This is a genomic window from Streptomyces sp. NPDC003247 (assembly GCF_042888135.1).
Lineage (GTDB): Bacteria > Actinomycetota > Actinomycetes > Streptomycetales > Streptomycetaceae > Streptomyces.
On sequence record NZ_JBIAPF010000018.1, the window covers coordinates 71031 to 82584 of the forward strand.

Annotated in this window: 8 protein-coding genes and 1 pseudogene; 6 read left to right on the plus strand and 3 right to left on the minus strand. The window is 73.5% G+C overall.

The features are described 5' to 3' along the window. Positions 1-25 precede the first annotated feature (25 nt). Genes ACFYWQ_RS39290 through ACFYWQ_RS39305 form a run of 4 tightly spaced genes read left to right on the plus strand, consistent with a single transcriptional unit; the run spans position 26 to position 5290 of the window. Positions 26-1597: an NAD(P)-binding domain-containing protein gene (locus ACFYWQ_RS39290; RefSeq protein WP_389524213.1), complete on the plus strand. Its 1572-nt coding sequence runs from the start codon at positions 26-28 to the stop codon at positions 1595-1597. Further along, positions 1594-2664 carry an alpha-hydroxy acid oxidase gene (locus ACFYWQ_RS39295; RefSeq protein WP_389524215.1) on the plus strand — a complete coding sequence of 357 codons (1071 nt, stop codon included), beginning with the start codon at positions 1594-1596 and terminating at the stop codon, positions 2662-2664. The genes ACFYWQ_RS39290 and ACFYWQ_RS39295 overlap by 4 nt, the downstream gene beginning before the upstream one ends. Continuing rightward, positions 2661-4028 (plus strand): cytochrome P450, encoded by a 1368-nt coding sequence (locus ACFYWQ_RS39300; RefSeq protein WP_389524217.1) that lies wholly within the window; start codon positions 2661-2663, stop codon positions 4026-4028. Before ACFYWQ_RS39295 ends, ACFYWQ_RS39300 begins: the two co-directional genes overlap by 4 nt. Then, positions 4025-5290 (plus strand): cation:proton antiporter, encoded by a 1266-nt coding sequence (locus tag ACFYWQ_RS39305; RefSeq protein WP_389524221.1) that lies wholly within the window; start codon positions 4025-4027, stop codon positions 5288-5290. The genes ACFYWQ_RS39300 and ACFYWQ_RS39305 overlap by 4 nt, the downstream gene beginning before the upstream one ends. A gap of 122 nt (positions 5291-5412) precedes the next feature. Here the strand turns inward: ACFYWQ_RS39305 and ACFYWQ_RS39310 are convergent, their stop codons facing one another. After that, positions 5413-6888 (minus strand): class I adenylate-forming enzyme family protein, encoded by a 1476-nt coding sequence (locus tag ACFYWQ_RS39310; RefSeq protein WP_389524225.1) that lies wholly within the window; start codon positions 6886-6888, stop codon positions 5413-5415. After that, complete coding sequence (locus tag ACFYWQ_RS39315) at positions 6881-8425, minus strand: NAD(P)-binding domain-containing protein (RefSeq protein WP_389524228.1); 1545 nt, start codon at positions 8423-8425, stop codon at positions 6881-6883. Before ACFYWQ_RS39315 ends, ACFYWQ_RS39310 begins: the two co-directional genes overlap by 8 nt. A 127-nt stretch (positions 8426-8552) precedes the next feature. Between ACFYWQ_RS39315 and ACFYWQ_RS39320 the strand changes: the two are divergent. Next, positions 8553-8633, plus strand: a pseudogene (locus tag ACFYWQ_RS39320) (TetR family transcriptional regulator); the annotation flags it as partial. A gap of 90 nt (positions 8634-8723) precedes the next feature. On the opposite strand, the gene ACFYWQ_RS39325 reads toward ACFYWQ_RS39320, so the two are convergent. Then, positions 8724-9560 carry a prephenate dehydratase gene (locus ACFYWQ_RS39325; RefSeq protein WP_389524230.1) on the minus strand — a complete coding sequence of 279 codons (837 nt, stop codon included), beginning with the start codon at positions 9558-9560 and terminating at the stop codon, positions 8724-8726. Positions 9561-10170: 610 nt separating this feature from the next. Between ACFYWQ_RS39325 and ACFYWQ_RS39330 the strand changes: the two genes are divergently transcribed. Next, on the plus strand, positions 10171-11403 hold the full coding sequence (locus ACFYWQ_RS39330; RefSeq protein ID WP_389524232.1) for a cytochrome P450: 1233 nt from the start codon (positions 10171-10173) through the stop codon (positions 11401-11403). The last annotated feature ends 151 nt before the right edge of the window (positions 11404-11554 follow it).

An 11554-nucleotide genomic window follows, 5' to 3' on the forward strand; every position in this document is an offset into this window, starting at 1 on the left:
AATTGGGGTGGATAGCTTCCGCCCCATGGCGCACGACTATCTGATCATCGGAGCGGGGCCCGCGGGACTTCAGCTCGCCGCCTTCCTGGAGCGTGACGGTGCCGACTACGTCGTCCTGGAGCGCGGCGGCGGTCCCGGCACGTTCTTCACCCGGTTCCCGCGGCACCGCCGGCTCATCTCCATCAACAAGGTGCACACCGGGTACGAGGATCCGGAGCTGCGGCTGCGGATGGACTGGAACTCGCTGCTGAGCGACGACCCGGAGCTGCTGTTCACCCGCTACAGCCGCCGCTACTTCCCGCCGGCCGACGACATGGTCTGCTACCTGTCGGACTTCGCCGCCCGGACCGGGGCGCGCGTGCGGTACGACACCGCCGTGGAGCGGGTCTCCCGCGACGCCGACGGCTTCACCGTCACCGACCGGACCGGCACGGTGTGGCGGGCCCGGCGCCTGGTGGTCGCCACCGGGGTGTCCCTGCCGAACCTGCCGTGCGTCCCGGGGATCGAACTGGCCGAGCGCTACGACACGTTCGACCCCGACCCGGAGTCCTTCACCGGCCAGCGGGTGCTCGTCATCGGGCGGGGCAACTCCGCCTTCGAGACGGCCGACGCCCTGATGGAGACGGCGTCGGTCATCCACCTGGTCGGCTCGGGCTCCCTGCGGCTGGCGTGGCAGTCGCACTACGTCGGACACCTGCGCGCGGTCAACAACAACTTCCTCGACAGCTACCAGCTGAAGTCGCAGAACGCGCTCCTCGACGGGCGGGTGCTCGCCGTCCGGCGCGAGGGCGACGGCTTCACCGTGCCCGTGGCGTTCGAGCGGGTCGACGAGGTGGTCAAGGACCTCCGCTACGACCGGGTGATCGTCGCCACCGGCTTCCGGTTCGACGCCTCGCTCTTCGACGGCACCTGCACACCGTCCCTGATCGTCGACGGCCGCTTCCCGGCCGTGACGCCCGTCGGCGAGTCGGTCGACGTGCCCGGCCTGTACTTCGCCGGAACCCTCACCCAGGGCCGCGACTTCAAGAAGGCCACGACCGGCTTCATCCACGGCTTCCGCTACTCGGTCCGCGCCCTGTACCGGGCGCTGCGGCAGCTGCACCACGGTGAGCCCTGGCCGCGGACGGACCTCGGAGACGATCCCGAGCGGGCCGTCGACGCGGTCATCACCCGCGTCAACCGGTCCTCCGCGCTGTGGCAGCAGTTCGCCGTCCTCGGCGACCTCCTGCTCGTCGCCCCCGACGGCACCCTGAGCTACGCCGAGGAGGTTCCCGTCGCCCACGTGCCGCACGCCGTGCGCGCCGGGGACTTCGGGCCGGTGGACGCCCACGCGGTGATCACCCTGGAGTACGGGGCGGACCACGACCGGGTCGACCCCTTCGACGTCACCGCGGGCCGCACGTCACAGCAGGACGTGCGGGGCCTCGACGGCCGCTATCTGCATCCGGTGGTGCGCTGGTACCGGGCCGGTGCGTTCGTCGCCGAACACCACCTCACGGAGAACCTGGAGAACGAGTGGGACAGCGAGGAGGTCCACCGGGCGCCGCTGCGCGCGTTCCTCGCCGCCCGGCTCGCTCCGGCCCCGGTGGCACCGTGACGCTCGGCCGGCTGCACGACGCGGCGCGCGGGATCCTCGACCCGGCGCACTACGACTACGTGGCGGGCGGGGCGGGCCGGGAACGCGTCCTCGCCGACAACGAGCGGGCCTTCGACCGGTACGCGCTGCTGCCGAGGGTGCTGCGCGGCAGCGAGGCGCGGGACACCTCCGTCGACCTGCCGGGCGCCCGCCGGGCGGCGCCGGTGATCGTCGCGCCGACCGCGTTCCACCGGCTGGTGCACCCGGGCGGCGAGCGCGCCACGGCCCGTGCCGCCGCCGCCGAGGGCGCCGTGCTGGTGACGGGGGCGGCCGCGACCACGGCCGTCGCCGACGTCGTCGCGGCGGCGCGCGAGGCGGCCCCAAACCCGGCGGTGTGGTTCCAGCTGTACCCGCACCCCCGCCGGGAGGTCACCGTGGCGCTCGTGCGGCGCGCCGAGGACGCGGGCTGCACGGCCCTCGTGGTCACCGTCGACTCGCCGGTGTTCGGCCGGCACACCCGGGACCTGCGCAACGGGTTCACCGACCTGCCGCCCGGATACGCGGCCGAGAACATGCGCGACCTGCCCGGCGCCCCGCCGGGCGGCCTGACCGACATCCCGATGTCCCCGGCCGTCTCCTGGCGGGACATCGACGAGATCCTCCGCGTGACCGCGCTTCCCGTGCTGCTCAAGGGAGTTCTGCACCCGCAGGACGCGCGACTGGCCGTCGGGCACGGTACGGCCGGGGTGATCGTCTCCAACCACGGCGGCCGCCAGTGCGACGCCGTCCCGGCGGCCGTGGACTGTCTGCCCGCGGTCGTCGACGCGGTCGGGGACCGGGTGCCGGTGCTGCTGGACGGCGGGATACGCCGGGGCAGCGACGTCGCCGTCGCCCGCGCGCTGGGCGCGACGGCCGTCGGTGTGGGGCGCCCGGTGGTGTGGGGCCTGGCCGCCGAGGGTGAGGCCGGGGTCCGGCGGGTCCTGGCGACGCTGCGCGAGGAGTACGACCACACGCTCGCGCTGTGCGGGGGGCGCCACAACGCCGACCTCACCAGGGACATGGTGGTCCGCAAGGACGGGACGTGGTGAGCGGCGGGCCGCGAGCGGACACGTGGTGGCTGCCGCGCACCGTGGTGGCGCTGCGCGTACGCGTCTTCGAGAAGGTCAACGGCGACCGGACGGTGACCCTGCCCAACGCCCGTCACGGACCGGAGGTGTTCGAGCGGGTCTACGCCCACCCGGCCGCGGACGGGCGCAGCGCCGGGGCGGGCCTGTCCGACCTGTTCTGGTACTGGCTGGCGCCGGGACCGGAGGTGCACCAGGAGCACCTGGAGCCCGGCGAGCGCTACGAGGACGTGGCCGCGACGACCCGGCAGGTCCTCGCCGGGAGCTCACCCGAGCTCGCGGCGGCGGCCGGGCGCGCCGTCGCACGCACCCTGGACACCGTGCCGGACACGCGGATCAGCCTCGTACGGCTGCGCGACCTGGTGATGCCCGCGTGGGCCGAGTTCTGCTACGAGCTGGTGTTCCGGGAGCCCTGCCCGCCGCACGCCCGGGACCTGATCAGCGCTCACGCCGACGACGTGGTCAGCGCCCTGAAGTGCACCGCCCTGCGCCATCCGCGGCGCCGGGCCCGGCTGACGGCGTACCTGAGCGACCGGGTCGCGGCCGGCGAGGTGCCGCACCGGCTGCCGGCCTCGCTGTCCCTGCCGGAGCAGGTGCACTACTTGCAGGGGACCTTCTTCAACACGGCCGTGGTCCAGTTGTCCGAGGCGACCGCGCACCTCCTGCTCGCCCTGGCCCGCCACCCGCGGGTGCAGCACCGGCTGTCTGCGGATCCGCGGGACGACCGCTACCTGACGCAGGTGCTCGACGAGACGATGCGCCGGTACCCGCTGTTCGGCATCGCGCACCGCATCACCACGGGCCCGATACCGCTCGACGAGGACACGGTGCTGCCGGCCGGCTCCGTGGTGTGCTTCAGCTACCCCGACTACCACGCGACGGGCCACGACCGGCCCGACGTGTTCGATCCGGACCGCTGGAGCGCCCTGTCCGCCAAGGACGCCCACCACATCCCGTTCGGCATGGCGGCGAACCGTCCCTGCCCGGCGTGGCGCCTGTCGCCGCTGGTGCTGCGCGCCGCCGTCCGGGAGGTGCTGCGCCGCTTCCGGCTGGACTCGACGGTCTCGCACACCCGGTCCATCCCGCACCGCGCGCCCTGTCTCCTGATCCCCCGCGACCTGCCGCCCCGGCCCCGCCGTCTCGCCGTGCTGCGGAGGTTCCTGCGCCGGCGGGACGCGGTGGAGGACGTCACGCGAGGTGTGCGGCAGCTGGTGCTCGGCACGGTCATGGTGCTGCACGCCCGCCACCAGCGGCTCGCGACACGTCATTTCGCAGAGCATCCGGCCGGGCGCTGCCCGGTCCCCCACCCGGAGGGAAACAGCAGATGAGCGCCACGGACCTCGCACCAGCGTTCTTCCTCGCCGTCGTCGTCATCCTGGTCGTCTGCCGGGCCGTGAGCCGGCTGCTGCACCTGGTCGGGCAACCGCCGGTCGTCGGTGAGATGCTCGCGGGCGTGGTGCTGGGCCCGTCGGTGCTCGGCGCCCTGCTGCCCGGCGTCGAGTCGGGTCTCTTCCCCCAGGAGCTGCGGCCGGTCCTCTACGTCGTGGGGCAGATCGGTCTCGTCGTGTTCATGTTCCACGTCGGCTGGGACTTCCGGGTGGACCGGCTGCGCGGTGTCGCCCGGCCCGCGGGGCTGGTCTCCGCGGCCGGCGTACTGGTGCCGGTCGCGCTGGGCGTGGTGCTGATCGTCGCCGTCGGCGAGCGCACCGGGACCCTGGCCCCGGACGTCCCGATGGCGGTGTCGGCCCTGTTCGTCGGGGTCGCGCTGGCGGTGACGGCGTTCCCGATGCTGGCCCGGATCATCGCCGAACGGGGCCTGACCGGCACCCGGTTCGGATCGCTCTCGCTCGGCGCGGGCGCCGTCGACGACGCGGTCGCCTGGGTGCTGCTCGCGGGTGTGTTCAGCATCGCCGGCGGCAGTGCCGGACTGGTGTCGGTCGCCGTCGCGGGCGGCTTCGGTCTCGTCGCGGTGATGGCGGTCGTCGTACGGCTGCGGGGCCGGACCGCGTCGCTGGCCGACCGGGCGGCACCGGAGAGCCTGCTGCCGGTGCTGGTCGGCGCGCTGTTCCTGGTGGCCTGGTACGCGGACGAGATCGGCCTGTACGCCGTGTTCGGCGCGTTCAGTCTGGGTCTGGTGTTCCCGCGGTCAGGGCAGCTCGACCACACGGTGGAGACGCTGAAGCCGGTCGGCACGGTGTTCCTGCCCCTGTTCTTCACCTACTCGGGGCTGAACACGGACTTCACGCTGCTGGGCTCCGGGCCGGTGCTGCTGTTCACGGCGGGGTGCGTGGTGGTCGCGGTCGCCGGGAAGTTCGGTGCCTGCTGGCTGGCCGCACGCGTCGCCGGCGAGCCGAACCGGGTGGCGCTGCGGGTCGGCGCGCTGATGAACGCGCGGGGCCTGATGCAGCTCATCGCGCTCAATCTCGGTCTGGCGGCGGGGATCGTGACCCAGGCGATGTTCAGTGCCCTGGTCGTGGTCGCCATCGTCACCACGGTCATGGCGACACCGCTGCTGGCGCTGATCGACCGGCGGGAGCGGACGCGGGACGGGGAGCCGCGCCGGACGGTCGCGGCGGCCGAGGCCCACTGACTCCGCCCGGCCCCCACCGCCGTCGTGCGCGGGGCGGTGGGGGCCGGGCGGGTCAGCCGGTGCGCGGGGCGGTGAGGCCGGGCAGGCCGGCCGGGTGCGCGGGACCGTGAGGGCCGGGCGGGTCAGCCGGGGGGCCGCGCCTCGGCTGCGAGCCGCCGTTTGTCGGGTTTCCCGGCGGGTGTGAGCGGCACCTCCCCGATGAGGGTGAGCCGGGTCGGCGCGCACGCCTCGCCCAGGTGCGCCGACACCAGGGCGCGCAGTGCGCCGAGGTCCGGGGTGCGACCGGCGGTGGGCACCGCGAAGGCGTGGACCGTCTCCCCGGTGCTGTCGTCGGGAACGGCGACGACGTAGGCCTCGGCGACCGCCGGATGGGTGGCGAGGACCCGCTCGACGGCGCCGGCGTAGTACAGGTTGGCGTTGACGATGATCACGTCGCGGGTGCGTCCGGTGAGCCACAGCCGCCCCTCGGCGTCGAGGCGGCCGAGGTCGCGGGTGCGCACCCAGCCGTCGGTGAACACCTCGGCGGTGAGAGCGGGTTCCCGCCAGTAGCCGGAGCTCTGCGAGGGGGTCCGGACGAACAGTTCGCCGTCGGTGCCGGGCGGGACGGGCCGTCCGGAGGCGTCCCGGACCTCCACCTCGACCGGCGGCACGCCCAGCGACCCGGGTGGGTCGCCGGGGGCGGCCATGGAGATCATGCCGGTCTCGGTCTGGCCGTAGCCGTGGAAGACGACCGGCCCGAGCACGTCGAGGGCTTCGCGCAGCCGCCCCGGTTCCAGCGGGGAGCCGGACACCATCAGCGCGCGCAGGTGACCGAGGTCCACGGGTGACGCGCGCCGGCTCGCCACGAGGTGCGTCAGCCGGGCCACGGTGATGACGCTCGCGGTGGCCCGGTGCCGTACCAGGGCGTCGGGGAAGGCCGGCGGGTCGGCGGTGACGAGGGTGCCGCCGGCGGCGAGCGCGAGCAGGCCGTACTCCATCATCACCTGGCTGGCCAGGGTGCCGAACACCAGGAACCGGTCCAGGCGCGCGGCCAGGTCCCGTACGACGGGCGGCCAGTCGTCCGGCCGGAGCGTCCAGGCCGCGGTCAGCGCCGCGTAGGTCTGGGCGCACGCCTTGGGCACGCCGGTGCTGCCGCTGGTGTGGATGAGCCGGGCGACGTCGCTCGGCCGGGCCGAGACCCGCGGCCGGACGCCGTCGTCCGCCGCCGCCAGCAGGCCGTCGAGTGGCAGGACGCGTCCGGGCCGTCGGGTGTCCGGGGCGTCGGCGGGCGGGCCCGGGGGCCCGTCGGTGACGCGGAAGGCGGTGTCCGCGAGCAGGTGCTCGCGCTGACGCGCGGTCAGGCCCGGGCGCACCCCGACCACGCGGGCGCCGACCGCGTGGGCCGCGATGGTCGCGGCGAACGCCTCGGGGCTGACCCCCGGCAGCAGGGCGACGCCGTCGCCGGGGCGGACGCCGTGCTGCCGCAGGCCGTTCGCCGCACGCCGTACCGCCGCCAGGAGCCCGGCGCCGGAGACCTGCCGTCCGGCGTGTTCGAAGACCGGACGGTCCCCCGCCGCCTCCAGGAGGTCCAGTACGCCACCGGGGAACGGCTCAGCCAAGGCAGGCCCGCACGAACGCGGTGAGCGGCCGCTGGTGGACCTCCGGGATGTTCCACTCGTTCTCCAGGTTCTCCGCCAGGTGATGGGTGCCGGCGAGGACTCCGTCGCGGTAGTGGCGGACGACGGGGTGGAGATAGGTGGAGTCCATGGCGTGCTCGACGTCGTTCTCCCTGACCCGTGGCACGGAGACGTCGAACGGGTCGACGTGGTCGTGGTCGGGCCCGTACTCCAGGTCGACGACGAACCGGTGTTCGGCGGGGCCGAGGCCGCCGTCGGTGACGTGGGCGAGCGGGACCTCCTCCCGGTACAGGGCCCGGTCGCCGTCCACCTCGACCACGTCGCCGAGGAACCCGAACTGCTGCCAGAGGGCGGACGAGCGGTTGACGCGGGCGACGACGGCGTCGGCGATCGCCTCCGGTGCCCGGCCGACCGGCCGGGCCGGCCACGGTGTGCCGTGGTGGCGGGCGCCGAGGATGTGGTGCAGGGCGCGTACGCCGTAGCGGAAGCCGTGGATGAAGCCGTTGGTGGACTGCTTGAAGTCCCGCTGTTGGGTGAGGGTGCCGGCGAAGTACAGGCCCGGTACGTTCACCGACTCGAAGGCGGAGGTCTGCTCGGGGAACCGCTCGTCGATGACGAGCGCGGGGCGGCACGTCTCGTCGAAGACGTCCGCGTCGAAGCGGAAGCCGGTGCACACGATGATCCGGTCGTAGTGGAGCTCCCGCAGCCGTTCCGTGGTGCGGGCGTAGCGGAACACGACCCGGAACCGGCCGTCGTCGGTCTTCTCGACGCTCTCCACGGTGCCGTCCAGGACGGCGTTCTGCGATTTGAGCTGGTAGCTGTCCAGGAAGTTGTTGTTGACGGCGCGCAGGTGCCCGACGAAGTGGGTCTTCCAGGCCATCCTGAGCGAGTGCGGGCCGGCGACGTGGATGACCGCGGCCTTCGCCAGGAGGGCGTCGGCGGTCTCGAACGCGGAGTTGCCCTTGCCGACGATCAGCACCCGCCGGCCGGTGAAGCCCGCCGGATCGGGGTCGAAGTCGTCGTAGCGGTCGGCGAGTTCGATGCCGGGGATGCGCGGCTCGTTGAGCCGGGAGACGCCGGTCGCCACGACGAGCCGTCTGGCCCGCCAGGTGCGCCCACTGCCGTCGAGGACGGTGAAGCCCTCGTCCGACCGGGAGACGCGGACGGCCTCCGTACCGTACTCGACGCGCACGCCGGTGTGCTCCGCGAAGTCGGCCAGGTAGCGCACCAGGTCGTCGGCGCGGGGGAAGTAGTCCTCGCTGTACCGGCCGAACAGCAGCCGCGGGTCGTCGCTGAGCAGGGAGTTCCAGTCCATGCGGAGGTTGAGTTCCGGGTCGGTGTATCCGGTGTTGACCTTGTTGATCGATATCAACTGCCGATGCCGGGGGTAGCGGGTGAAGAACGTTCCCGGTCCGCTCCCCCGCTCCAGGACGACGTAGTCGCGTCCGTCGCGTTCCAGCAGAGCGGCGAGCTGAAGTCCGGCCGGCCCGGCCCCGATGATCAGGTAATCGCGCACCATGGACGGGACGCTAGTGGCGCGATCTCAGAAGGCTCTGAGACGGGACGAGGGGGCCTCGGACGACCGCTTGTCACCGTCGGCCCGGCGTCGCAGGCCGTCCGGGGGGGGCACACCGTGATGGGCGGGCGTGGACCGGCGCACCGTCCACCGGCGCTTCGCCTCCCGTGAAGAACTCCTCGCCGCCGTCCACGAAGCCCGCCTGACAGCCGCCGGCGTCGTCGTCGGCACCTTCCTGAACGGCCTCGGCACGTCGTCAGGCGCCGACGGCCGGAGGCCTCCCCGCCCGGACGGTGACCGTTCAGGGCTTCAGCCGGTGCGGATGTGCCGGGTACACGCCCAGGACGCGCACTTCGGTGGAGAAGAACCGCAGCTCGTGCAGGGCGAGGGCGACGGGCTGCCGGTCGGGGTGCCCCTCGATCTCGACGTAGAAGCGGCTGGCGTTGAGCCCCGCGCCCATCTGGTAGCTCTCGATCTTCGTGAGGTTCACGCCACTGGTGGCGAACCCGCCGAGCGCCTTGTAGAGCGCGCTGGGGATGTTGCGCACGCAGAAGAACAGGCTCGTCATCGTCGGCTCCCCCGTGTCCGGGCCCAGGGCGGCGTCCCTGGACAGCACGACGAAGCGCGTGGTGTTGTCCGGGTCGTCCTCGACGCCGGAGCGCAGCACGTCGAGGCCGTGGAGCCCGGCCGCGGCGGGCGGGGCGAGCGCCGCGTGCCGCGGATCGCCCAGCTCGGCCACCTCGCGCGCCGCCCCGGCCGTGTCGTCGGTGACGAGGGTGCGCCAGCCGCCCTCCCGCAGCAGCTTGCGGCACTGCCCCAGGGCGTGCACGTGACTGCGTACGCACTCCACCCCGTCCAGGGTCGCGCCGGGCGCTCCCATCAGGTCGAAGCGGATGGGGAGGAAGTACTCGGCGATGATGAACAGCCCCGACTCCGGCAGGAGGTGATGGACGTCCGCGACGCGTCCGGCAGCGGAGTTGTCCACGGGGATCACGGCGACGTCGGCGGTGCCGAGCGTCACCGCGTCCAAGGCCTGCTCGAAACTCGTGCAGGGCACCTCCCCGCACCCGGGGTACAGGGCGTGCGCGGCGGTCGCCGAGTTCGATCCGGGTTCACCCTGATATGCGACGGTCGTCACCGGGTCAAAGCCTTCCTGGGGGAGGTCCTGTCGTCGGGCGGCGGAAACTCCATCACGTACCGCGCCTGAAGAAGTATCGGTGCACCTGCCTCGCCCGCACTCACCGGGGTGACGGCCGCCGTCCCGTACGACCCGGCGCCCCTCCCCCGGGCACCACGGCACGAAGACGGGAACCCTGACCGGCCACACCCCCCGGCACACACAAGTAACCACCTTGACGGGTGACGAGGCAGATCGTTCGCGGGACCCCTGCGGGCCAGGTGATCCGCGTCCGGGTCCTGGTCGCCCGGACCGCCGCCACCGGCCGCCGATGATCCGGAGGATCGGCCGGGGGCCGCGTCCCGCCACTCGTTCACCCGCCTCCTCGGCGGCACGCGGCACGCCCGGAGGTGCTGCGCGTACCGACGGTCTGCCACAGTGACAACCGAAGTGTCCGGCGCCGGAGGGGCGTGCGGTGCACGCGCCCCTCCGGCGTGTTGCGTCCGTACACCGGCCGGCCTGAATCCGCACGGCAACCGGCTCGTTCTCATGACGACGATCTGACCGCGCCCTCCGGTGCCGTCCGGGCACGCCCGGGACGGCACGGGACCGCCGACTCGGGAGACACACCATGAAATCCAAGGAGCAATGCCCCTACCAGGACGGCAGGGTGGTCATCGACACCGCCTTCAAGGCGGACTCCCCGGCGCTGTACGCCCGGCTGCGGGAACTGGGCCCCGTTCACCCGGCCGAGTTCCACCTCGGTCTGCGGGGATGGGTGATCGTCGGGTACGACCTGGCCCGGGAGGCGCTGACCCACCCGGCGCTGCTCAAGGACGCCACACCCGCCGCCGAGGCGCTCACCGCCGCCGGGTACGTCCTGCACCGGCCCGGGATCGGCCTAGGCGCCCAGATGATGGAGGCCGACCCACCCGAACACTCCCGTCTGCGCCGCCTGGCCTCGGCCGCCTTCACCCCGCGCCGCACGGCCGAACTGGCGCCTCGCATCGAGCAGATCGCCCACGACCTGATCGACGCGCTGCCGCCGTCGGGCACGATCGACCTCGTCGAAGCCTTCAACACGCCGCTGCCCGCCACGGTCATCGCCGAACTCCTCGGCATCCCCGAAGAACACCGTCCGGACTTCAGCCGCTGGTCGGGGCAGGCGCTCCAAGTGGCCTCGCCCGACCACCGGCCGGCGCTGGCCGGTCTGCACGGGTTGCTGGCCGATCTGGTCGCCGGCAAACGCGACCGTCCCCAGGACGACCTGCTGTCGGCTCTGGTCGCCGTACGCGACGAGGAGGACGGTCGGCTCTCCGAGGAGGAACTGGTGGGCACCGCCCTGATGCTGGTCGTCGCGGGCCACGAAAGCACGGTCAACCTGCTGGGCAACGCCGTACTGGCCCTGCTGCGGCACCCCGATCAGCTTCGGCTGCTCCGCGAGCGGCCCGGCCTGATGCCCGGCGCGGTGGAGGAGTTCCTGCGGTACGACACCTCCGTCGAGCGCTCCACCAGCCGTTACGCGGCGGAGGACCTGGAGTTGGGCGGGGTGTCCGTCCCCCGGGGCAGCCTGGTGGTCGTCGCTCTCGGTTCCGCCGGGCACGACGCCCCCCAGGCCGAGGGCGACGACCCCACCGTCCTCGACGTGACCCGGTCCGGCGCCCGTCATCTGGCCTTCGGTCACGGCATCCACTACTGCCTGGGGGCCCCGCTCGCCCGGCTGGAGACGGCCATCGCCCTGCGTACCCTGCTGTCCCGCCTCCCCGAACTGGAACTGGCCGCCCCGGTGGACTCGCTGGACTGGATCGGCTCCGGCATCATCCGAGGCGTACTGTCGCTCCCGGTGCGCTACCGCCGCGGCTGAGGGCCTCCGGTCCCGGGCGGAAGCACGCGGCCGCGGCGCGAAGAGCGCCGCGCGCCGCCCGTGCGGCGGCGACCACCCGGCGGGCCGAGGAGGCGCCCCTGCTCTCGCTCGGCCTGCCGCCGGAACCGGACCCGGACGAACCCGGCCGGAC

Bases quoted from the DNA above. Each gene is read 5' to 3' on its own strand.
- ACFYWQ_RS39290 (WP_389524213.1), top strand. From the start codon at position 26: ATGGCGCACGACTATCTGATCATCGGAGCGGGGCCCGCGGGACTTCAG.
- ACFYWQ_RS39305 (WP_389524221.1), top strand. From the start codon at position 4,025: ATGAGCGCCACGGACCTCGCACCAGCGTTCTTCCTCGCCGTCGTCGTC.
- ACFYWQ_RS39315 (WP_389524228.1), bottom strand. From the start codon at position 8,425: ATGGTGCGCGATTACCTGATCATCGGGGCCGGGCCGGCCGGACTTCAG.
- ACFYWQ_RS39330 (WP_389524232.1), top strand. From the start codon at position 10,171: ATGAAATCCAAGGAGCAATGCCCCTACCAGGACGGCAGGGTGGTCATC.